We start from the raw sequence: 23,635 nt of genomic DNA on the forward strand, positions 1-23,635 counted from the left end.
GTTAGAAGATGAAAAACACGATATATACCATTCTAATCTTGAGTCTAAGCTTCTTTACGGCCTGCACTACAGATTTTGAAGAAAAAAACACCAATCCCAATGCACCGGTAAGCGTGCAACCGGGATTGCTTTTACGCCAGGTTATTTATGACTTTGGCGAGCAAATGAGCTATGAAGGTTTTGCCGCAGGCGATCTCCTTTCACAGCATCGCACGGCTTTAGACTTTAACCTCTTTGACCGTCACGCATTAAAATCGCCGCAATTGGGTGGAAATCCCTGGCCGATATTTTACACCAATCTTAGAGACAACGAACTCTTGCTTAAACAGGCTCAGGAAGTTGAAACCTTTAAAGTTTATGAAGGTCCGGCATTGATTCTCAAAGCGTATATGGCACAAGGTCTTACTGATTTGTTTGGCGATGTTCCCTATTTTGAAGCATTTTATGGAATTGACGGCACCGTCACCGCCCCTTATGATGCTCAAGAAGACATCTATTTAGCTGAAGGCGGAATTCTGGACAACCTGGATCAGGGGATTGCCGCGATCAATGCCTACTCTGGCGCTGTGGCTCTAGAAGGCGATTTGTTTTTTGATGGGGACCTCAGCAAATGGATACAGTTTGCAAACTCTTTAAAGCTGAAAGCCTTGATGCGTATTTCAAGTCAGGAAGATGTAGCGGCCGCTATCGCTTCGATTTATGCCGAAGGAAATTTTATCACTACTAATGCAGATAATGCTGTTTTTGATTTTACTTCAAGTGCTCCTAATAGTTTCCGCTTTGCACAATTGCGCGCAGGAGATTTCAACAACTTTGTACTTTCTGAAACTATGGAGGATATTTTGACCGATCTTGACGATGATCGTATTTCGGTATTTTTCCGTCCTTTTGCCAATTCGACTTCCGGAGAATTTAACGGACTCATCAACGGAATTGATGCCTCACAAACTTCGATCGAGCCTGCTAATTATTCGTTGGCCGGAACACTTTTCCGTGAGAACACTGCGCAATTAGATGCTAATTTTATGACGGCTTGGGAAACGCATTTTATCCTTGCGGAAGCTGCTGAAAAAGGTTTTATAAGTGCTGATGCAGAATCTTTATACAATCAAGGCGTTCAGTTGGCTTTTGATTATTGGCTGACCGATCTTCCGGCAGAGTACTTGACCGGCCCGGCTGCGTATAACGCCGCAGGAACCACACCTATACAACAGATCATCACGCAAAAATGGATCGCCAACCTCATCAATGGCTATGAAGGTTGGATCGAATGGCGCCGCACCGGCTTCCCGGAATTTAGATCGGTAGCAGCGAGCTTGAATGATGGGATCATTCCTGTGCGTATGCCGTATCCTGCAGAAGAGCAGGCCTTAAATGCAGATAATTATCAGACAGCGGCAGCAGCTACAAACGACAACAGTTTAAACAGTCCCGTTTGGTGGGATAATTAAAATTACCAATTTGGATATAGCAATCTGGCAATGGATTCTGATCATCGCGTCTAGTGTGACGCTCTTTTTCCTTTCGCCTCTGGCAAAAACAACCGATGATTTTTTTAAAGCAACGCATCGCAAGAAGGCGCCCAATGCCTTTATGCTTACCGGTAGCTTGATCATTTCCTGGATTTTTGCCAAAAGTATTACCAATGCGGCCAATCTTGGATTGGAATTTGGTATTGTGGGTGGTGTTGCTTATGCCGCGTACTATCTCTCTTTTGTAATGGCCGGGATTCTCATTTATTCGCTGCGTACGCAAGGTGGTTTTACCAGTTTGCATCAGTTTCTCACCTCCCGCTTCGGTAAAAATGCCATGCGTGTGTTTTCGGTGTTGATCGCAATACGTCTGTTTAATGAGGTTTGGAGCAATACGATGGTGATCGGTAGTTATTTTGGAGACATAGGCAGCACTCCCTATTACGCTTCGATAATTGTATTTACGCTGCTAACGCTTGCGTATTCGCTAAAAGGTGGCTTGAGCAGTTCAATTTTTACCGACGTTTTACAAATGGGACTTTTTGGGATTCTACTGTTTGTGATCTTGGCGAGCATTTATTCAACTACTAATTTTACAGTGGCAGAAACCTTGCAATCTGGAGTTTGGAATTTTGATACCGGTTTGAATTTACTCTTTGCGGCGCTTATTCAAAGTTTGAGTTATCCATTTCACGACCCTGTTTTGACCGATCGTGGCTTTTTAAGTTCGCCAAAAGTCACTTTACGAAGTTTTCTTTGGGCAGGTATTTTAGGAGCGATCTGTATTGTGCTTTTCAGCGTTATTGGGGTTTATGCTAAAGCGATGGAAATGCAAGGCCAGGCGGCTGTTGAAGTGGGAAAAGCTTTTGGTAGCATAATCTTATTGATCATCAATTTTATTATGATCACTTCAGCAGCTTCGACTTTAGACTCTACATTTTCCTCATTTTCAAAGCTGGCAGCAGTAGATTTAAAACTAGGCGAAAGCATCAGTTTTGGTCGTTTAGCGATGTGTGTATTGGTTGTTTTGGGTACAATTCCTATCTTTTTAGATGCTGAAATTTTATCGGCAACAACCATTTCAGGCACGATGGTTATTGGCCTTACGCCTATATTTTTCTTTTGGAAACTCCCTGCCCCTAAACTCAGTTTTTACCTGAGTGTTTTTTGTGGCATTGGTTTCGGACTTTTATTGGTTTTTAACCTGATTCCTGAATGTTGGATTTTAACTCAAGGTCGTTATGCCGATCTTTTATGGGCCAACATTTGGGCCGCGGGATGTTGTTTAATTTTATATATGATACCCGCATGGATAAAACTGTGGTAGACCTTGGCAACCTTAACGGAAAGGTGCTTTTGTTTGGTGGAGTGTACAGCAATCTTCAAGCTTTAGAAGCGCTGAAGCAAATCGCCGAAGCGCAACACATCGCACCAAAAAATTGCTTGTGCACAGGGGACATTGTGGGGTATTGCGCACAACCTGAAGAAGTGGTGCAACTTTTTAAAATTTGGGGAGCGCAAAGTATTTTAGGTAATGTGGAGATTCAGTTGCGGGATGGTGCAGAAGATTGCGGTTGTGATTTTAGAAAAGGTTCGCGTTGCGATGGATTTAGTCAGATGTGGTTTCCGTACGCGCAAAGTAAACTCAGTAAAAGTTCGTTAGACTTCATTGCCACCTTACCTGATCATATTCAATTCCGCTTTGCGGATAAAAAGTTCGTTATGGTTCATGGTGACTATTTTAATGTTTCCGAATTTGTATATAAGTCTACCGACTGGCCCCTTAAACAGAAAAACTTTGATGCAACGGGTGCTGATGCGATCATCGCTGGTCATTGCGGTTTACCCTTTAATCACAGTAAGAATGAAAATCTCTGGCTCAATCCCGGAGTCATCGGAATGCCGGCAAATGATGGCAGTCCGCACGTGTGGTATGCGATTTTAGAGGAACAGGATGGCCAACTTAAGTTTACGCATCACACGATGGATTACAATTACAAATTGGCAAACCAACATATGCAAACCGACTTTTTACCGCAGGAATACGCCCGAACCCTGATCACAGGAATATGGGATAATACCGAAATTCTGCCGGCATATGAAAGCGGCTTGCAAGGTTTTGGCATTCAACTTTAATAGACAAAAGAACTTAAATAACCTTCTCTAGTTTATCTTTAGAGAATAACATAATGTATTATGAGCTATTTAGAAACCACCAAAAATGTATATCGTGACGCTGCACTCACTCCAGATGTTGGACTTTGTTGCACTACAAATCCCATTTGGGAATTGCCGGGATTGAAAATCCCTAAGATTATGCAAGAGATGAATTACGGCTGCGGAAGCACCGTAAATGCACGTGATCTTACTAACGATCCGAGGGTGCTTTATGTAGGCGTAGGCGGCGGAATGGAGCTGTTACAGTTCGCTTACTTCTCGCGCCAAAAAAGCGGCGTTGTAGGCGTGGATGTGGTCGATGAAATGCTCGAAGCTTCACGTAAAAATTTTGAGGAAGCTGAGGAATTGAATCCTTGGTTCAAGAGTGAATTTGTAGATCTTAAAAAAGGCGACGCGCTTCACTTACCTGTAGAAGATAACAGCATCGATGTAGCAGCTCAAAATTGCCTCTTTAATATTTTTAAAGCAGAAGAGCTTAAAAAAGCGATTGAAGAGATGTACCGTGTGTTGAAACCTCACGGCAGACTCGTAATGAGCGATCCTACTTGTGAGCAGGAAATGAATGAAACCTTGCGCAACGACGAGCGGCTACGTGCCTTGTGCCTAAGCGGAAGTTTACCTATAAAAGAATATGTAAAAGCCTTGACTGATGCCGGTTTTGGCACTATCGAAATTCGTGCGCGCAAGCCGTATCGCATTCTTGATCCTAAAAACTACCCGACAGACGAACTTATCTACATCGAATCTATTGAGGTTGCTGCAATCAAAGATCCTATGCCCGAGGATGGCCCGTGTATCTTCACCGGAAAAGCTGCCATCTATTATGGCGCTGAAGATTATTTTGATGATAAAAAAGGCCACGTTTTATTGAAAAACCAACCATTGGCCGTATGCGATAAAACGGCTGGTGCGCTTGCTGCCTTAGGCCGTGATGATATTTTTATCAGCGAAAGCACCTTTCACTATGATGGTGGTGGATGCTGTTAACCGCCGGCTTGCAGCCGGAGGCAGAAATATAAAGCCCCGCATTGCGGGGCTTTATATTTCTATTTATTTCTAGTTTTTAAATACTGTAATAGCTTTTTATCATCTTGACGGTTATCCCAAAAAGCCAGAATAATAATTTGGTCAGAATAGGCTTTATAAAAAATGCTGTACTGATTTAGTGGTGCAACCCGAATATCCTTATAATTAGTTGCCTTAAAAAGATTGGGGTTTTTAGCAATTTGTTTTGTGGTTTTTGAAACGAGACTAACTAACTTCTTAGAATACGTATTAGATTTATTTCGGTGAACCCAATATTCAAGTATTCCTACAAATTGCATATCTGCCGTGCGCGTCCATACTACATTGCGTCCAGCCATTTTAAATTTCTTTGATCTAATTCCTCCTGAGAAAGTAAAGATCCTGTTGCAACATCTTGCTCTGCCAGATCAAGCAATTCCTTTTGCGCTTCAGATAATTCAAGTATATCTGATTCGGCTTTGCCTGATGCGATTAAACGATCTAAAGCGACTAAAAACTCTTTATCTTTTATCGCTTGTATTTTCTCAATCAGTCCGTTTCTTAAAGTTTCAACAGTTGCCATCTCCATTCATTTTAGTTCTAATTTCCGAAAAAATATGCTTAAACACTAATTTAGCATTTTAAAAACCCACTTTATAAACCGACTGTGGCGCTGCCACTACTTCCCATTATACCCAAAGCGACGCAACTCGCGCTCACTGCTGCGCCAGTCTTTGTTGACTTTTACATAGAGTTCTAAATGCACTTGTTTGCCAAAGAAAATCTCGAGATCCTTACGGGCTTCTACGCCGATGCGTTTTAGCGCCGCACCTTTATGCCCGATGATAATTCCCTTTTGACTATCGCGCTCCACCATAATGATGCTGCGCATTCTAATGATATTTTCTTCTTCAAAAAACTCTTCGGTATCGATCTCTACAGAATACGGAACTTCCTTTTTGTAATGCATCAAGATCTTCTCGCGAATGATCTCGTTTACAAAAAAGCGCTCAGGTTTGTCGGTCAATGCATCTTTAGGATAAAAGGGTGGCGACACCGGTAAAGCGTCAAGAATACGATCAAACACCTGACTTACCCCAAAATTCTCCAAAGCTGAAATAGCGAAAATCTCTGCATTAGGCACTTTCTCCTGCCAATGGGTGCGGCTGGCTTCAAGCAACTCTTCATTTCCTTTATCAATCTTGTTGATGAGCAACAACACCGGAATATCAGTATTGCGAATTTTATTGAAGAAGTCTTCGTCTTTCAACTCTTTTTCGCCCAGCTCAACCATATAGATCAACACGTCGGCATCCTCAAAAGCCGACTTTACAAAGTCCATCATCGACGCTTGCAATTCGTATGCGGGTTTTATAATTCCCGGAGTATCGCTAAAAATCGCCTGAAAATCATCACCATTCACGATACCTAAAATACGGTGGCGCGTGGTTTGTGCTTTTGAAGTAATGATCGAAAGGCGCTCGCCCACGATCGCATTCATCAAGGTAGATTTACCCACATTTGGGTTCCCGATAATGTTTACAAAACCGGCCTTATGTGGTTTATTTTCAGCTTCAGATTGCAATGGGTTATTATTTTGAGCTTCCAAGATTGAGGTATTTTTTGAGGTTTTAAGCTGCAAAGATACGGTTTAAAATCAGCGTTTGAGATTTTGTGAGGTATGGAAAATGAGAGCTTCCCTAAATCATGGATGCAGGATTTTGAACTGGATGAAATTTGTGAGATTTCCGCCTTCGCGGAAATGACTAAAGCGCTTTGCGCTACTCAAATATTAATCGACCGGTGTACGTCTCTTCAACCTCAACAATAGGCGGACGATTGACTGAAATTAAATCTCCCGTGCTTAGAACACTTCCGCGCAAAGACTGAATGGGATTTACGATCACTTTATTGGTTCCGCGATGATAGATATTGGCATTTTGAATGGCAAAATTTTCGCCTTCAAAGCGAATATCACCTTCAAGAAATTCAATATTGGCTGTTTCGGCTGCGCCGGAAATAAAAAAATTACTGAGTCCGTTTGCGGTGATGTTGAGCGTATTCACATCCAACTCCAACCTAAAATCGCCGTCTTTATGATAAAAATCTTCTTCTTCAACATCTTCACTGGTCAGGGTTAACGAATCAAAAGACAACACGCCATCGCTTTGCACTTCATATCCTGAAGCATTACGGATTTCGGTCAACTCTGGAGTAGTCACATAAACTTTGCTGATGTTGTAGTCGCGCACGAGATTGCAGCCGTTGTCGTTAAACAGGGTAAGGACGCCATCGGTAACGCTTACTTCGATATCATTGACTAAATTTTCACCGGTGGCAAGCACTACTTTTTGCGTTTCGCCTTGTTTTACAATAAGCTGCAAACGCTCTTCAACAATAATCTTAGAAAATGCTTCTACCGGGATTTCTTGTTCGATGCGCTCCCCTTCAGCCTGAAAACAATTGAGTCCTTTTTCTGAGTTACAGGAAAGAAAAAAGATAAAGCTAAAAGATAGAAGTAGGTAATTTTTCACAGCGCTTGATTAAGAATGCTAAAAGTAAGCAACTGCTTTAATTATTGTTATTGTAATTACTATTAATATCACTAGAACTCAAAAGTATCTAGATAACGCTCAATGTGACAGAAGAAATTACTCCTCTTCTCCCTCAGCCATAAAGATCTCCCGATTGAGTTTATCTCGACGTTCTTTAGCGAGCTTTAATGTAGGATCAAATTTTGCATATTTCCCGTCCTCATATTTTTTAATGAAGTCCTCGTACAGTTTAAGCACCGCCCGGCGGTCTTCAAAATAATTGTCTGCGATGATCGCTTTAGTATATTCTGCGCTCTTATTTCTAGGGTTTTCATCCAAAGACCGGTTGACATACTTCATAGCGCTGGCCCATTCTTTTTTCATCTCGTAGGTTCGCGATAAGGTAAAGTACTCCTCAAACAATGGTTGGTCTTTGTAAAGAACTGCAAACAAGCCGTGCATTTCCGCAGCATCTAAATCGGCTGTGAAATTATATAATTTGGCTAAGGTTGCGTGATCGTAGGCATCTTCAGGAGCGAACTTTAAAGCGCCAAGATACTGCTCGATAGCATCCTCGTACTGTCGTTTTTTATAATAAAGATTGCCCAGTTTTTCTCTGATGAATTGGGTGTCTTGCCCCAGTGCCAATAATTTTTCGAACCACTGGATGCCTTCCTCATTCCATCCCTTGTAATAATAATTTTGAGCGAGCGTGCTGATGATCTCCACATTAGTAGGATAACTTTCTAAGGCTTTAAACGCCAGTTTTTCAACCATCGCAAAGTCCTTTTGTTTAAGATAAGAGGTCGCAACTTCGGCAAGTGCTTTTTGGTGCGTACTGTCTAAGGCGATAGCCCTTTCATAATCTTCTAAAGGATCGTGAACTTTTGCAAGCTTTTCTACTAAAACACTATCAGACTCTTTTATTGAAATGTCTCTAGGTCTGTTTTCATTAGCCCTTCCGCGCTGGTAATAAAAGTCTGGATTGGTATCATAAACTGAAATTAACACTGAAAAAACACTATCTGCTTCTTTAAACTGACGCTTGGTGATGAGCAATTTCCCATACTCATTCATTGCGATAACCTCATCTGTACCTGTTGCTGCTAATTTATAATTGGTAAGCGCATCGTCAAGAGTCCCTTTAGCTTGATGGGCACGCGCCAATTTTAAATAAACACGCTCGTTTTTAGCTTTGATTTGTTCATAATTTGCAATGGCCTTGCTGTAGTTTCCCACAGCATATAAACTATCGCCAATGGCCAAAGCCGAAACCTCTTGTGCTTCGGCCCGGCTGGCTAGTACTAAAAATATAAATAGATAAAAACTGCGCATTTTTGAGTGCTTAAGGTTTTAGAATCTACTTTGTCTGAAAAACAATAGGTAGTGAATACAATACATTTACTGCCTCTCCGTTTTGTTTACCTGGTTGCATTTGCGGTAGACTGCTTACGACACGCCTTGCTTCTTCTTCTAACCTAGGGTGTGGGCCACGAACGCCTATTTTATTAATATTACCTTGAGGATCTATCTCAAAGCGCACATAGATTCTATTAATACCTTTAAGCCCAAGTTCTTTACCTAGCTTAGTATTAAAGCTTGTATTTACGTGTCGCGAAACTTGTTCAGACATGCATTTTTTACGCTCCGCATTGGTCTGCAGACTTTCACACCCCGGGAAAACCGGCACTTCTTCTACAACGGCATAAGGAACATCATTAATTTCTTTTTGGCTTTGAGTTTCTACCACTTCTATAACAGCATCTTCGTTAAGCGAAGGCGGTGGCGGTGGCAAAGCTTTTTGATTCGCCTTGTTAAAAAGATTACTTACAAGTTCGCGCTCTTCAATGCTTATTTCTTCTTTAGCATCTAAAGTTGCCTCTAGATCTGCCACTTGTTCTTCAAGGGTAAGTGCTGCTTTATTTTCGGCGAGGCCGTTGTCATCGGTACATCCTACATAGGTTAGAATTCCGGCGATGACGGGGATCAGGACTAAATATTTGAGTCCGGCTCTTTGTTTACTTTGTTTTTGTAACATAACGATTCGTTTTTTGATTAATGAATGATTGAAAAATGTATTAATGAATGAAATGTGTTGCGTACCAAAAGCAGTATTTAATAACTGATTGTAATAGGCTTTCATTTCGGTTTTACGCATTGCCTGAGCATCTGCGATAAATTCGTGTATTTCGGCTAGTTTATTTTGATAGATATACACCAGCGGATTGAACCAAAAGATTACGCGCATCAGCTCAAACAGCATCAAGTCAAGACCGTGCCAGTGTTTGAGATGCACCTCTTCGTGCGCCATAATATGCGCTTTAGCCTCAGCATTGATATTTTCACCAATAAAAATGGTTCCCATAAACGTAAAAGCGGCATCGCTGTTGGGTATGGTGATCATCTTTGGCGTCGTATCATTTTTACGCTTAAACCTAAAGTAGCGCTGAATCTCTTGATATTTTCTGAACAGCATTCCCGTGCTAAAAAACACTCCGGCTGCATAAAGTAATAGATAGATACTCCAGTCTGTTTCTTGTGGTATCGGCGCAGCTGCAACTTCACTTGCTTCAGTAGTTATCACTACTTCCGGCAGAAAAAACATGTTTTCGCGCAGCGGAATTTGATTCTGAAACAATTCAAATTGCATAAAGGGCAAAACGAAAGCTAGAAGCGCTGTACTTATCAAATAAATTCTATTGATATTGAAGAAGGTTTCTTTGCGAAACCAAAGCTGGTACACGGCTAAAAACAATGCCTGAAAAACAATAACTTCGAGTATATATCTTACCATAACTAGTCGTCTTTATTAATTTCTTTTAAAATAGATTCGAGTTCGCTCGCGCTCATTTCTTTCTTTTTCACAAAGAAAGAAACCATGCTTTTGAAGCTTCCGTTGAAATAATCGTTTACCATTTTAGACATCGAGGCACTACTGTAATCTGATTTTTTCACCAGCGGAAAATAAATATGTCCTCTACCCTCCTTCTTGTAGCCCACAAATTCTTTGGTTTCCAGAATACGCACAATAGTTGATACGGTGTTGTAGGCCGGTTTAGGCTCCGGCATCACCTCAAGCATTGCGGCTACGTTAGCTTCACCCAGATCCCATAAAATCTGCATTACTTCTTCTTCGGCTTTGGTTAACTGTTTCATAATTTTACTGTTTAGGGAATTAGTTTTGTTATTGAACACTCAAATATAACTAATTAATTAGTTTAACTAACATATTAGTTATATAAATTTTAAAAAAAGTTTTCCAATCTGAAGAAAAAGCACCCTTCAGATTGGTGTAAACTACGATAAATACACGGGTTTAGGCCGAAACAGCAAGGCTTACTACATAGCCCTCCCAGTTGCGTACGTTAAAGACGGTTCCGTCCCCAAATAGAAGATACTGTCCTTTTATTCCTTTTAAAACACCTTGATACTCCGGCGTTTTTTCAAGGTTAAGGCTCTTTAGTTTTTTAGGGTATTGCAGTACCGGGAATTCTATATTGGTTTCCTGATTGCTGGCAATGTAGTACTCTAGCGCCTCGTCTGGAATGTACTGTTTTAAGGCGTCACGCTGCTCAACGAGGTTCTCATCTTCGATCTCATTTTTGAGCATTTTACGCCAATTGGTTTTATCAGCTATATGTTCTTTAAGAGCGACTTCGGTGATTCCTGCTAAATACCTATTAGGCACCTCAACGATCTCAATCGCTTCATGTGCGCCTTGATCTATCCAGCGCGTAGGTACTTGCGTTTTGCGCGTTACGCCCACTTTTACATTACTGCTGTTTGCGAGATATACAATATGTGGCTGCAGCTGTACTTTCTTTTCGTACTCCAGATCGCGATCTTCCTGATCCAGATGCGCCTTACTCAGCTCCGGTTTCATAATCCAGTCAGCTGCTTGAGGCACTTTATAGAAGTCTTCATAACAATATCCCTGACGGTAGATTTTTTTATTCAGGCCGCACGCAAGGCATTGATATTTTAAAAATTCGATGCGTATTTCTTTGTCTAAAAGCTGGTTGACGTGAATAAAATCATCTTCAAAAACCAAATAATATTGCACCGGATTTTGGAGCTCGGTTTGCATTTTGGTAAGTACGCCTTGGTATTGCATAAAAGTGAAGGATGTTGAATTAATTCAGTTTAAAAAAAGTATTTTTAGGCGTGATTTTTTATCAATCCTAATAAACTAGAGCTCAAATATACTAACAAAATGCCGATACCCTTAGTCAATTCTATCGCCAGCTGGTTTCTCAAAAAGCGTATTCACCAGATGGAATTGTTTCTAAAATATCCTCACGAAGTTCAAAATGAATTGCTGCTGAAGTTAGTACACAAAGCTAAAAACACAGAGATCGGTAAAAAATACGGTTTTAAAGATATTCGTTCCTATAACGATTTTGCACAACAAGTTCCCATCACCAATTATGAAGCCTCGCACGAAATGATTGAGCGTGCGCGTCGTGGTGAAAGTAACATCTTCTGGCCTTCCCCCGTCAAACTATTTGCTCAAAGCAGCGGAACAACAAACGCAAAAAGCAAATACATCCCGGTAAGCCCTGAAGCGCTCGAAGATTGTCATTATGCAGCGAGTAAAGATCTGCTTTGTGTTTATTTAAATAACAATCCCGACTCTCAATTATTTACAGGTAAGAGCTTGCGCCTGGGCGGAAGCAAACGCCTTTATGAAAGTAACGGCACCTCGTATGGTGATCTCTCAGCGATATTGATAGATAATATGCCGTTTTGGGCAGAGTTTAGCAGTACTCCCGGGAATGAGGTTTCCCTGATGAGCGATTGGGAAGTAAAGATGCAAGCTATCGTTCAGGAAACCATTCAAGAAAAAGTTACGAGTCTTGCCGGTGTGCCTTCGTGGATGCTGGTGCTCATCAACAATATTTTAGCCACAACCGGCAAACAAAGCCTTTTTGAGGTTTGGCCCAATCTGGAAGTATATTTTCACGGGGGTGTGAGTTTTGAACCTTATCGTGATCAGTATAGAAAAGTATTACCGCGTCACGACTTTAAGTATTATGAGATCTATAATGCTTCTGAAGGTTTTTTTGCACTTCAGGATAAAAACGAACGTAGCGATCTCTTGCTTATGTTAGACTACGGAATTTTCTATGAATTCATCCCAATGGATTGCTATGGGCAGCCCGGTCAGAAAATTATTCCGCTTAGCGAAGTTGAAAAAGGAAAAAACTATGCTATTGTGATTACTACAAACAGCGGATTGTGGCGCTATCGCGTAGGTGACACGGTGCGATTTACTTCTATAAATCCGTATCGTATACGCGTGAGTGGGCGCACTAAACATCACATTAACGCCTTTGGTGAAGAATTGATCATTGAGAATGCCGAAGAAGCCCTCAAGAAAGCAACAGCGCTTACCCAATCTGAAATCGTAGACTACACGGCTGCGCCTATTTTTATGGATGGAAAAGAAAAAGGTGCTCACGAATGGTTCATTGAATTTAAAGTGGCTCCTAAAGATCCGGAGCATTTTAATCAACTTTTTGACAAGGCTTTACAGGAGATCAATAGCGATTATGAAGCCAAACGCAAGAATAATATGACCTTAAATCCGCCCACAATACACTACGCCCGTACCGATCTATTTTACGATTGGTTAAAATCAAAAAATAAGCTTGGTGGTCAGCACAAAGTTCCCAGACTCAGTAATTCTAGAGAATTTGTAGAAGAATTGCTGGTTTTAAACGCCGCCTGCACACAAGGATAACCCCTAGACTTTCACTTCAACGAATTTTAATCCCGCTTCAACTAAAATATTAGCATATGCGCCCAGTCTCCCCTAAATTGGCTGCAACAAATCACAACTCAAATTACTCAAGCTTTTCGAAGCTAATAGCTTTGACACTGATAGTAGCTCTGCAAACCGGGTTACTATCAGGACAAAGTAAAAAAAGCGAAACTACGATCGCTTTCAATTCAAACTCCTCACCTAATTTATTTGCAAAAAGGTACACGTCATCGCCAGATGACCATACCTATATCGTTTCTGAACTTAGTTTCAACACTGCTTCAGATGAGTATGCCACGTGTTTGTTTGAAGATAAACTAGTTGTGGTCTCCAACCGAAAAATCACATCACGGTCCGGAAGTTCTACAGTTTTAGATCAAAGCGAATACAAACTTTTAGGCTTTTCAAAATTTAAAAACAACTGGCGGAATCCTCATTTACTTGCTGGAGCTTTTACAGGAAAAACCAACCACGGCGGTCTCACATTTAATAAAACGCAAACGCAGGTGTTTTACACTAAAACCGAAGCAGGTAGTACAAATTATCAACTATACGTTGCCACCCGAAACCCTAAAATTCCCGCACAATGGTTTGCTTCAAAACGTTTACCACTCGCTCCCAAAGAATATTCTGTTGAAAATCCGTGGTTAAGTCGCAATGGCAAAACGTTGTATTTTTCGAGTAATATGCCCGGAGGTTATGGCGGTTACGACTTATATTCTGTTAAAATATTACCTAACGGAAGATTTACAATACCAAAAAATCTTGGTAAAAACATCAATACTTCAGCTAACGAAAAATATCCCAGCTTAAGCGTTGAGAACCATATACTCTATTTCGCCTCTGATCGCCCGGGAGCTTATGGCGGCTATGATGTGTATAGCGCATATACCGATGCTGAGCTATATAGTTCTGCTCAAACTTTAGGTTCGGCGATCAACTCTGCGGCAGATGAAGTAGGTTTTGTACCAGTCACTGCAACTACGGGCTATTTCAGTTCTAATAAGAATTCGTTGAGCAAAAAAATGAATGTGTATCAGTACGAGCACGCAGCTTCGGTAGCCGGGTTTTGAACGAGCTAGTGAATAACCTTCCACACCTTCGGCAAACTAGCTAAGGGTAAGCTCTTAAAACATTAGCTGGAAGTAAATTTTTGATTTCGAGGCTTTTCAATAGTTATTGAGACGGAGTATTAAAGCCTTTGGCGGGGCCAATAAAAAAAGCCCGGCAATACCGAGCTTTTTCATCTTTATGTATTTCAGCTTAAGAAACTGCCTTAAGCTTTTTAATAGTTGATTTCTCTAGCTTAAACTGCGCATATTCTTTATCTACTTTAAAGGTAGTAAGATCAGAACTTGGCAGATCAAACATCGCGTCGGTAAAGATCGCTTCACAAAGTGAGCGTAATCCACGCGCACCCAACTTATATTCAATCGCTTTATCTACGATATAATCCAGCGCCGGTGCAGTGATCTCAAATTCGATATCATCCATCTCAAAGAGCTTTTCGTACTGCTTTATAATAGCATTTTTAGGCTCGGTAAGAATTGCTCTTAGTGTCTTTGCATCAAGCGGATCCATATGTGTGAGTACCGGAAGACGCCCAATAATTTCTGGGATCAAACCAAAATCTTTCAAGTCTTTAGGAATAATGTATTTCAAAAGATTTTCGCGGTCAATCACTTCGTCGCTCATACTCGCACTGAAGCCCACAGCTTGCATATTCAAGCGCTTGCTGATCACACGCTCAATACCATCAAACGCACCACCTGCAATAAACAAGATATGCTCTGTATTGACCTCAATAAATTTCTGATCAGGATGTTTACGACCTCCCTTAGGCGGAACGTTTACAGTAGTTCCTTCTAAAAGCTTCAATAACGCTTGTTGTACGCCTTCTCCGCTCACATCTCGTGTGATTGAAGGGTTATCACTCTTACGGGCGATTTTATCGATCTCATCGATAAATACGATTCCGCGTTGCGCTTTTTCAAGATTGTAATCTGCTGCTTGTAATAAGCGCGTTAAAATACTCTCTACATCTTCTCCTACGTAACCTGCTTCGGTCAAAACGGTAGCATCTACAATAGCAAGCGGCACATTCAGCATACGCGCAATGGTTTTTGCCATAAGCGTTTTACCGGTACCGGTTTGCCCTACCATTACAATATTACTCTTCTGTATCTCGATCTCATCTTCGGTCTCAGGTTGTAATAAACGTTTGTAATGATTATACACCGCTACAGCCATTACTTTTTTTGTAAAGTCCTGACCGATGATATACTCATCTAGAAAATCTTTAATCTCTTTAGGCTTCTTGAGTGTAAGCTCTCCATCTAACCCATTTTTGTTCACGTCTTTGGCTTCTTCAAGTACAATACCGTGTGCTTGCTCGATGCAACGGTCGCAAATGTGTGCGTCCAGCCCTGCAATAAGCAAGTTAGTCTCAGACTTTTTTCTTCCACAAAATGAACATTCTAATTCTTCTTTCGCCATAATTCAATCATTTGGGTAATTCAACAACTTCAACGTTGTTCTGACTTATTCTCTCGCCAGAATTTCGTCAATCATTCCGTATTCTAAAGCTTTATCAGCTTTCATCCAGTAATCACGATCACTGTCTTCATAAACCTTCTCGTAAGGCTGACCTGAATGTTTTGCAATTATCTTATACAATTCTTCTTTAAGCGTAAGGATTTCCCGCGCGGTGATCTCGATATCACTTGCTTGTCCTTGTGCTCCACCTAACGGCTGGTGAATCATCACTCGTGAGTGTGTTAATCCACTACGTTTTCCTTGTGCACCAGCACAAAGCAAAACTGCGCCCATAGAGGCTGCCATACCAGTACAAATAGTGGCTACATCAGGTTTTATAAATTGCATGGTATCATAGATCCCTAAACCTGCATACACACTACCACCAGGAGAGTTAATATAAATCTGAATATCTTTAGAAGCGTCTGTACTTTCTAAGAAAAGCAATTGCGCCTGAACAATATTTGCTACTTGGTCATTGATACCAGTCCCCAAAAAGATGATACGATCCATCATCAAACGTGAAAAAACGTCCATCGCCACAGCGTTCATCTGACGTTCTTCGATAATATTTGGAGTAAGACCTACCGGGTACATGCTACTCATGATTTTATCATAGTACATGCTGTTTACGCCCTGATCTTTAATCGCGTATTTTTTAAATTCGTCTGCGTAGTTCATAGTATTTTTTTCTAATTCCTGAAGCGCGCTAAGGCTTCAAAATAAAAGTTCAATAAAAAAGGTGTTTAAAACACCTTACTAATTTTTAAGTAAAAAGGCGTTTCAACATACCGTTAAAACGCCTTAAAGATACTATATAAATTAGAGAATTACTAGTTGTAAACTTCTTTGACAAACTCGTCAAAAGTCACTTCTTTCTCTTTTAATTTTACATTCTCTTTAAAGAAATCAAGCAATTTTTTGTTCATCAATTGCTCAGAAAGTCTTTTAACCTCATCCTGATTACTCAAAATACGTGCTGCGATTCCTTCTAACTCTTCATCTTTAGGATCGTTTTGACCAAACTGTGCCATCTGCGCTTTGATCATTTCTTTAGCATAAGCTTTAATTTCTTCAAAAGTGATCTGCAGCTCGTTATCTGCAATGATCTTACCTTCGATCAACTGGTAACGTAGTCCCTTTTCAGAACGCTCGTACTCTTCAACAGCTTCTTCAAAAGTCAACTCCTTCTCACCACTTCTCTGAATCCATTTCTTTAAAAATTCAGCAGGAAGATCAAATTCTGTATTCTCGATCAATCTTTCGGTTACATCATTGAGCAACTGCTGATCGCTTTGCTGCTTGAATTGATTTTCGCCTTCTTCTTTAATTTTTTCTTTAAGCTCAGTTACCGAAGTAATAACACCCGGGCCGTAAAGCTTATCAAAAAGATCCTGATCTAAATCTGCAGGCTCTCTGTGGTTTACTTCTTCAATAGTAAAAGAAACCTCAAGGTTTTTCTCTTTTGCTTCCTCTTCTGAAAGACCTAAGAATGAACGGTAGTCACCTGCTTCTTTAAACAAACCTTTAGTAGAAACAGTAACCGTGTCACCTACTTTTGCACCCACAAACGCCGAAGTATTTGCTTTACCTTTAAGTTTGTTTACTTCAAACATGGTTTTCTTTTCAAACTCAGCTTCTTCATTCACAAAGCTTCCAGAAACCTCATCGTCTTTCTCTACCTCCTGCTTGCTTGTGATTTTCCCATATTGCTTTTGAATAGTAGTGATTTGATTATCTACCATTTTATCATCAACAACAATAGTATAGCTTGTGATCGCTTTTTTAGGCTGAAGATCTATTTCAAACTTAGGCGCAAGACCTAATTCAAATTCAAAGGTATAATCACCGGCATCCCAATTAAGATCTTCCTGATCTTTAGGTAATGGATTACCTAACACATCAAGTTTTTCTTCAGTAAGATATTTTTGCAAACTGTCTTGTAAAAGCTTGTTTACCTCATCTACCAAAACGGCCTTACCGTACTGCTTTTGAACAAGACCCATAGGCACGTGCCCTTTTCTAAAACCAGGAATGTTTGCAGATTTTCTATAATCTTTAAGTACTTTCTGTACTTTGTCATTATAGTCATCTTTTGCAATATCTACCTTAAGTACTGCATTTAAATCATCAATATTCTCGCGTGTAATATTCATCTTCTAGTGATATTTTCCTATAAAATTTGGAGTGCAAAAGTACATCTTTTTTATATCCCCACAAAGTTTATAAGCATTTGGTATTCAGCAAGCTTCTAATCCTCTTTTATAAGTGCAAAAAGCAAGGACTGAAACAAGGAGAGCAACAAACTAAAAATCAATGCCCACCAGATACCATCTACTGCAAAACCACCCACGAAATAATCTGCTATCAAAATGATGATCGCATTGATAAAAAGCAGAAAAATTCCAAACGTTACTATCGTGATCGGCAGTGTAAGTATGACTAATATTGGTTTCACGATCAATCGCAACAGCGCGATTACCACCGCGACGATAAAAGCTGTAAAAAATGAGGTTACTCCTACACCAGGTAACAAATACCCTAAAATGATAACGGCTAATGCGGTAAGTAATAATTTGATTAAGGTTTTCATAAGGTTAGGTCAAGTTAAAGTAAACAACCTCAGAGCAAGTCCGTGAGGTAATAGTCGGTAACAAATTTTCAATTTCAAGGTATTTCGATCGCTATCTGGGCGAAATATTTAACCCGTTGGCGATGCCAATATAAGCCTTCGATACAAATCTTAAATACCTGAAATCGAGACCACACAGAAACCGATTTTAGGCATATTAGGATTTACGTAAAAATAAAAAAATCGCTATCCTCACAGATAGCGATTTCTATAAAGTAAACTTAATGTTTAAGCTTAATTACTGATGTTCACCGTTCCGTAATCACCTACGTTAACCATTGGTAGTGTAGAACCGTAAGTTTCATTTATTGCAGCAATTGCTTGATTTGCTAAATAGGCATAGCCCCTTGGCGTAGGGTGCACACCATCTAAAGAGAACGCTCCACCGGTGGCAAAAGTAGAAGTCAATGTACCTGCGTCAAAAGCGATACCACTTTCTGCCAGTTGGTTTAAAATAGCACGCGCATCAACAAATGCTAGTCCGTTAGCTTGAGCTAAACCTTGTATTGTTGCATTATAAGAAGCCTGCGCAGTAGCGATCATCGCCTGCTCTTCAGGAATTAAAACATATTGATCTCCAACAGGAACTCCTACTCCAATTACAGAATTAGGATTACTAGGATCTGCAAGAGTCCCAATGATACTTGATGATGTTAACACAAAAAGATCATCTGGAGTCGCTTGTCTTATTTTTGGGATTTCCTGACCATTGGTAGGATTAAGCAGTGTGGTAAGATTTTCATCTTCGATCACAATCGCGTTTTGACCCGCTGTGAAATTAATAGTTCTTGCATCACGCTCTTCAGTAGTGATAACTCCTAAAGCCGCATATTGTGCTAAAGCTCCATTATATTGCACATACGCTTGATTTACTCCTGCTGCAGTAGCCTCATCTAAAGGTATTGCGTTATAAGGCACCGTCGTAAAAAACGGTATAGAAGTCACATCAGGAATATTAAAAACCACTCCGCCTGAGGCCGAAGCTGTCAAAGCTTGAACTTCTTGATTATACACACTCGCAAATACATTAGGATCTGTAATATCATTAGCACCGTACGTCGTCGGGTCTAAATTTCCGGTCTGGTCTACTCCAGTTCCCCCGCTCGTTGCATAGCTTAAAATATCATTATTTCCAATCCAAAGGGAGAAAAACGACGGACTTTGAGCTGCCGCATCCCCTATAATTGTAGCATCAGTACTTGACGCAAAACGCACAAAATAGGGGTTTGCTGCACCTGCTGCTACCCCGGCAATATTACCGTAGCCCGGTGCTACTAAATGAAAACTTTTTGCTCCAGGAACACCCATATTATTAAAAGGTCCTTCTAAAACATTTGCAATATCAGTCGTAGGAGTTCCCTGCAAAGGTGTTGGGCCTGGATTACCATCAGCATCTAAGGTCAATACAAAACGATTCGGTTGAATTTGCGTACCATTAGCTAACAAACCACCCGTATTATCATCAACAAGAGGCTGTGTAAACATGCCTCCGCCAGCTAAGGCAAATTGACCTGCTAAAATATTAGGAAAACTATTCTGTTGCCCACTTATGTATAATGCGCCATCAGCATAGCCTGAGGTCAGTGAATTCCCTACAGCAACGTAGTTTGAAAAATCTGCTGAGCCACTGCTATAAAAGCCACCATCTTCAATAGGATTGTCTAATTCTGCCTCACAAGCTGTTAAAAGCACGGCTGACAAAGCCATATATTTAATATAATTTTTCATCGTATAGCTCTTTTTAAAGTTTATAAGTCAAACCAATTCCCGGAATAAACGCACTTGATTTATAAGTACCACCAAAAGAAGACCCGTCATCTACATAATCATAAGACTCATTGATCTCTTTAAAGCGCACATAAAGGAACGAGGCATCGATAGCAAAACTGCTTGAGATCGCATAAGAAAGTCCGGCTGAAAAACCATTACTATCGTTACGCGGTGTCTCAGGAGCGAAGTAGCCTGACTGCACCGGTGATTCGTCAAAATAATAACCTGCACGCAGCATGAATTTTTCACTTGCCGCATAGCCTACACCAAACTTATAAATAGAAGAATTTTTATAGTTACGAGGGTTAATAGATTCTGAACCATCTGCAAAAACAATATCCAGATCTTCATAAACATCCCAATATGTTCTGGTATAATCCACATTAATCACCCACTTATCTTTGCTATACGAAGCACCTACAGTAAGTTCTGCCGGAAGCGGAAGTGATGCATTAAAACCTTGAGTTCCGTTTGAAGGAATTGCAGTTCCTCCTACAACCACTGGTTGACCACTGTCATTAGGAAAGTTTGCAAAGGTTGCCGTACCATCTTCAGATTCTAAAATAATTTCAGAACGATAATTTGCCCCAAAAGTCAGGTTTTCGGTAGCTCTAAACATACCACCTACAGACCATCCCCAATTGGTTACCCCACTATCATCAATAGTTACGTTAGAGCGATTACCCTCTTGATCGGTTAAGAAACGATTGGCATTTCGGTTAAAGTTTACATTACCTGTTACAAAAATAGGCCCACCACCAACACTGAATTTATCGCTGATTTTAAAAGAAACCAAAGGTTGAATAAATACGGCCGCCAACTCTATATTGTTAACCAGATGCGAACCCGCCCAATCTGTTGGCCATTCTACTGTACTACCGTAAGGTGTATATACTGCAAGTCCTAAACTCAATTGCTCATTTAATGCATAAGAGCCGTATAGGTAAAATGGAGTTCCCATAGGGCTATCAGTATTGGCAAACTGACCGGTACTCTCATTTTGCCACGCCACACTAGAAAAAACACCAAAACCACCGGCTGAAGCATTAATCTTGTTCTCTAAATACACTAAACCGGCAGGATTGAAAAAGGCCAACTCGGCACTGTTTACATAAGCCACTCCGGTATGCCCCATCGCAAGGGCACGCTGACCTTGAAGTCCAACTCTATAACCTCCCGCAAACGTTATCGCCGAGGCTAATAAGAATAAAGACGTTGCTAAAACTCTCTTCATACTTTAAAAGGGTAAAATTATAATTTAATAATTGAGGTGAAATTTTTTAAGAATCTCATAAAAATTAACCATATTTATTATGCATGCACAATAAATACCTTCAACAATGTTATAAAAATTTATTGAGTTGTAATAGGATTTATAGTGATTTTATGATTACCTAATCACTAATTCGTTTAAGCACTAGCAGTAATAGCAATAAGAACTATAATTTATTACAAAGCTAAAATTCATCTTAAGAAGGAAACGTTTATCGAAAAAGACAAAACCCTACTCTAGGAATTTCATTACTTCAGAATAAAAGTCTTTCGGGTTTTCTGCGTGTAACCAATGACCTGCTTTTTCAATCCCTATAATTTCAGCTGCAGGAAAATGTGTTTTGATTAGCGGTTTATCATCTTCAGTGATATAATCAGACTTCAACCCATTTAAAAATAAAGTCGCTCCTTCATAAACCGTTTGAGTTGGCAATCCTTCACCTATGACCTCTACTTCCCTCTTGAGCACCGGCAAATTGACTCGTAAGGCTAAGGTTTTATCCTTCTGCCAATACAAGTTTTTTAATAAGAATTGTCTTGTCCCCCAGTCTGATATGTATTCTTTTAAAAAGTCATCTGCGTTACCACGTGAGGTTCTTGCTTCGTGACTTTCAGATAATGCCGTTAAACCTTTTAAAATTTGCTGATGATGCGGCGCATAATATTTTGGTGCGATATCAGCAATGATAAGTTTATTAATGTATTCCGGATAACGCATAGCGAAGAGCATTGCGGTTTTCCCACCCATAGAATGCCCCAGCAGTACAATATCTTTCAAGTCATGTTCCTGACAATACTTCTTTAGATCCTCAGCTAGAACTTCGTAGTTAAAGGTGTCGCTATGAAAGCTTCTTCCGTGATTGCGCTGATCAACCAAATGCATTTGATATCCGGCTTCTGCAAACTGATTGGCTAAAGTTTTCCAATTATCTCCCATTCCCAGAAAACCATGTAAAATCACAAAGGGTTTTCCTGTGCCGGTAATACTGCTGTGTAAAATCATAAATTAAATTAAGGCGTCTAAATACGATTTGATGGTTTTTTCTAGTCCGTCATAAAGCGCTTCGGCGATCAATGCGTGCCCAATAGAAACTTCTAACAGCCCCGGAATACTATCAGCGAAAAACTTGATGTTTTCTAATGAAAGATCGTGCCCGGCATTGAGCCCCAAATCTAAGTCCTGAGCTAGCAATGCGGCATCTACATAAGGCTTAACCGCATTAGGATGCCCTTCTTTAAAACCCACCGCAAAAGCTTCGGTGTATAACTCGATGCGATCTGTACCGGTTTCCTTTGCACCTTCAATCATTTCGACAACAGGATCAACAAAAATAGAGGTGCGAATTCCATGAGATTTAAATTCGGCGATAACTTCTTTTAAAAAGACTTTGTTCTTTAACGTGTCCCAACCTGCATTTGAAGTGATCGCATCTACAGAATCTGGCACTAATGTCACCTGATCTGGCTGAACTTCTAAAACCAAGTTGATGAACTTCTCAACCGGATTACCTTCTATATTCAATTCAGTTTTTACAACCGTTTTTAAATCTCGGGCATCCTGATATCTAATATGACGCTCATCGGGCCTTGGATGAATGGTAATTCCCTGCGCTCCAAAAGATTCAATATCTTTTACCGTCTTAATTAAATCAGGAACATTACCTCCTCTGGCGTTACGTAATGTTGCGATCTTATTAACATTTACACTTAATTTTGTCATCTCAATAATTGTAACTTTGCTTGCAAAAATACGAAGTAACACAGGCTCTGACCCTACTTTTTTAATTAAATTGCATCAAAGAGGCTATGAAAATCACAGATTACATCATTAAGGATATTGACCCGCTTGACGAGCATCTGCTCATGGGCGAGGCTCAAGAACTGTTTACACAAACCACCTACTCCCACGTGCCTATTTTAAGAGAAGGAGTTTATGTAGGTTGTCTGAATGAAAATGATGTACACTGTCTGGATGCAAAAGAAGTGATCGCAGAAAACAATCATATGTACGAAGTGTTTTTTGTGCGTACTGATACCAACTGGCTCAATGTTTTAGAAGCTTTTGCACAAAACAACGCTAACTTGATGCCCGTACTTGATGAGGAAAACGCTTCTTATTTGGGTTACTACGAGCTTGCAGATGTGATGACCTATTTTAACAGCACGCCTTTTTTAAGCGAAAACGGAAGCATCATCGTTATTGAGCACGGCATTTATGATTACAGCTTTAGTGAAATCAGCCAGATCATAGAGTCTAACGACGGTAAAGTGCTAGGCGCATTCATCTCTCAGATAAAAAATGAGGTTGCTCAAATCTCCATAAAGATTGGATCAGACACGAGCTTTAATACGATTCTTCAAGCCTTTAGGCGCTATGGCTACGTAGTCGTTTCTGAGCATCAAGAAGATGCCTTTATAAAAGATTTACGTGATCGCTCTCAATATTTAGATAAATATCTCAACATTTAAAATG

Annotated in this window: 23 protein-coding genes; 7 read left to right on the forward strand and 16 right to left on the reverse strand. The window is 40.2% G+C overall.

Annotated features, from left to right (window positions below):
• Positions 1-8 precede the first annotated feature (8 nt).
• Genes HCN54_RS12850 through arsM form a run of 4 tightly spaced genes read left to right on the forward strand, consistent with a single transcriptional unit; the run spans position 9 to position 4,637 of the window.
• On the forward strand, positions 9-1,451 hold the full coding sequence (locus HCN54_RS12850) for a SusD/RagB family nutrient-binding outer membrane lipoprotein (RefSeq protein WP_167598107.1): 1,443 nt from the start codon (positions 9-11) through the stop codon (positions 1,449-1,451).
• Positions 1,452-1,461: 10 nt separating this feature from the next.
• A complete protein-coding gene (locus HCN54_RS12855) occupies positions 1,462-2,799 on the forward strand; it encodes a sodium:solute symporter (protein ID WP_167598108.1) in 1,338 nt (445 codons plus the stop codon).
• Positions 2,781-3,608 carry a metallophosphoesterase family protein gene (locus HCN54_RS12860; protein WP_167598109.1) on the forward strand — a complete coding sequence of 276 codons (828 nt, stop codon included), beginning with the start codon at positions 2,781-2,783 and terminating at the stop codon, positions 3,606-3,608. Before HCN54_RS12855 ends, HCN54_RS12860 begins: the two co-directional genes overlap by 19 nt.
• Before the next feature lie 60 nt (positions 3,609-3,668).
• Positions 3,669-4,637 (forward strand): arsenosugar biosynthesis arsenite methyltransferase ArsM, encoded by a 969-nt coding sequence (arsM, locus tag HCN54_RS12865; RefSeq protein ID WP_167598110.1) that lies wholly within the window; start codon positions 3,669-3,671, stop codon positions 4,635-4,637.
• Positions 4,638-4,696: 59 nt separating this feature from the next.
• Here arsM and HCN54_RS12870 read toward each other — a convergent pair whose 3' ends face one another.
• The 8 genes from HCN54_RS12870 to HCN54_RS12905 form a co-directional block, all read right to left on the reverse strand.
• Positions 4,697-5,014 (reverse strand): type II toxin-antitoxin system RelE/ParE family toxin, encoded by a 318-nt coding sequence (locus HCN54_RS12870; RefSeq protein WP_167598111.1) that lies wholly within the window; start codon positions 5,012-5,014, stop codon positions 4,697-4,699.
• Positions 4,996-5,238, reverse strand: coding sequence for a hypothetical protein (locus HCN54_RS12875; RefSeq protein ID WP_167598112.1), 243 nt, complete (start codon positions 5,236-5,238; stop codon positions 4,996-4,998). Before HCN54_RS12875 ends, HCN54_RS12870 begins: the two co-directional genes overlap by 19 nt.
• Positions 5,239-5,334: 96 nt before the next feature.
• Positions 5,335-6,264, reverse strand: coding sequence for a GTPase Era (era, locus tag HCN54_RS12880; protein ID WP_205881715.1), 930 nt, complete (start codon positions 6,262-6,264; stop codon positions 5,335-5,337).
• A gap of 172 nt (positions 6,265-6,436) precedes the next feature.
• Positions 6,437-7,189, reverse strand: a complete 753-nt coding sequence (locus tag HCN54_RS12885; RefSeq protein ID WP_167598113.1) for a head GIN domain-containing protein — start codon at positions 7,187-7,189, stop codon at positions 6,437-6,439.
• 117 nt (positions 7,190-7,306) lie between these two features.
• Positions 7,307-8,524 (reverse strand): tetratricopeptide repeat protein, encoded by a 1,218-nt coding sequence (locus HCN54_RS12890; RefSeq protein ID WP_167598114.1) that lies wholly within the window; start codon positions 8,522-8,524, stop codon positions 7,307-7,309.
• Between the two features lie 25 nt (positions 8,525-8,549).
• Positions 8,550-9,983, reverse strand: coding sequence for a M56 family metallopeptidase (locus HCN54_RS12895; RefSeq protein ID WP_167598115.1), 1,434 nt, complete (start codon positions 9,981-9,983; stop codon positions 8,550-8,552).
• Positions 9,984-9,985: 2 nt separating this feature from the next.
• On the reverse strand, positions 9,986-10,345 hold the full coding sequence (locus tag HCN54_RS12900) for a BlaI/MecI/CopY family transcriptional regulator (protein ID WP_072983189.1): 360 nt from the start codon (positions 10,343-10,345) through the stop codon (positions 9,986-9,988).
• A gap of 160 nt (positions 10,346-10,505) precedes the next feature.
• Positions 10,506-11,303, reverse strand: coding sequence for a DUF2797 domain-containing protein (locus HCN54_RS12905; protein ID WP_167598116.1), 798 nt, complete (start codon positions 11,301-11,303; stop codon positions 10,506-10,508).
• Between the two features lie 99 nt (positions 11,304-11,402).
• Here HCN54_RS12905 and HCN54_RS12910 point away from each other — a divergent pair, with 99 nt between their 5' ends.
• Together HCN54_RS12910 and HCN54_RS12915 are read left to right on the forward strand one after the other, a co-directional pair.
• A complete protein-coding gene (locus tag HCN54_RS12910; protein ID WP_167598117.1) occupies positions 11,403-12,932 on the forward strand; it encodes a GH3 auxin-responsive promoter family protein in 1,530 nt (509 codons plus the stop codon).
• Between the two features lie 131 nt (positions 12,933-13,063).
• Positions 13,064-14,026, forward strand: a complete 963-nt coding sequence (locus tag HCN54_RS12915; protein ID WP_167598118.1) for a PD40 domain-containing protein — start codon at positions 13,064-13,066, stop codon at positions 14,024-14,026.
• Positions 14,027-14,216: 190 nt separating this feature from the next.
• Here HCN54_RS12915 and clpX read toward each other — a convergent pair whose 3' ends face one another.
• The 8 genes from clpX to HCN54_RS12955 form a co-directional block, all read right to left on the reverse strand.
• A complete protein-coding gene (gene clpX / locus HCN54_RS12920; RefSeq protein ID WP_072983182.1) occupies positions 14,217-15,449 on the reverse strand; it encodes an ATP-dependent Clp protease ATP-binding subunit ClpX in 1,233 nt (410 codons plus the stop codon).
• 45 nt (positions 15,450-15,494) lie between these two features.
• The gene (gene clpP, locus HCN54_RS12925; RefSeq protein WP_167598119.1) at positions 15,495-16,169 is read right to left on the reverse strand and encodes an ATP-dependent Clp endopeptidase proteolytic subunit ClpP; all 675 of its coding nucleotides are present in this window, start codon (positions 16,167-16,169) and stop codon (positions 15,495-15,497) included.
• Between the two features lie 152 nt (positions 16,170-16,321).
• Positions 16,322-17,644: a trigger factor gene (gene tig, locus HCN54_RS12930; RefSeq protein ID WP_072983179.1), complete on the reverse strand. Its 1,323-nt coding sequence runs from the start codon at positions 17,642-17,644 to the stop codon at positions 16,322-16,324.
• Positions 17,645-17,739: 95 nt separating this feature from the next.
• Positions 17,740-18,081 carry a phage holin family protein gene (locus tag HCN54_RS12935; protein ID WP_072983177.1) on the reverse strand — a complete coding sequence of 114 codons (342 nt, stop codon included), beginning with the start codon at positions 18,079-18,081 and terminating at the stop codon, positions 17,740-17,742.
• 273 nt (positions 18,082-18,354) lie between these two features.
• Positions 18,355-19,848: a G-D-S-L family lipolytic protein gene (locus HCN54_RS12940; protein WP_167598120.1), complete on the reverse strand. Its 1,494-nt coding sequence runs from the start codon at positions 19,846-19,848 to the stop codon at positions 18,355-18,357.
• A gap of 13 nt (positions 19,849-19,861) precedes the next feature.
• On the reverse strand, positions 19,862-21,124 hold the full coding sequence (locus HCN54_RS12945; protein WP_167598121.1) for an OmpP1/FadL family transporter: 1,263 nt from the start codon (positions 21,122-21,124) through the stop codon (positions 19,862-19,864).
• Positions 21,125-21,394: 270 nt separating this feature from the next.
• Positions 21,395-22,165 (reverse strand): alpha/beta fold hydrolase, encoded by a 771-nt coding sequence (locus tag HCN54_RS12950; RefSeq protein ID WP_167598122.1) that lies wholly within the window; start codon positions 22,163-22,165, stop codon positions 21,395-21,397.
• 3 nt (positions 22,166-22,168) lie between these two features.
• Positions 22,169-22,882: a pyridoxine 5'-phosphate synthase gene (locus tag HCN54_RS12955; protein WP_167598123.1), complete on the reverse strand. Its 714-nt coding sequence runs from the start codon at positions 22,880-22,882 to the stop codon at positions 22,169-22,171.
• Positions 22,883-22,968: 86 nt separating this feature from the next.
• On the opposite strand from HCN54_RS12955, the gene HCN54_RS12960 reads away from it, so the two are divergent.
• A complete protein-coding gene (locus tag HCN54_RS12960) occupies positions 22,969-23,631 on the forward strand; it encodes a CBS domain-containing protein (RefSeq protein ID WP_167598124.1) in 663 nt (220 codons plus the stop codon).
• The last annotated feature ends 4 nt before the right edge of the window (positions 23,632-23,635 follow it).

Origin of the sequence: Leeuwenhoekiella sp. ZYFB001, assembly GCF_011784865.1 — a bacterium.
Taxonomy (GTDB): Bacteria; Bacteroidota; Bacteroidia; order Flavobacteriales; family Flavobacteriaceae; genus Leeuwenhoekiella; species Leeuwenhoekiella palythoae.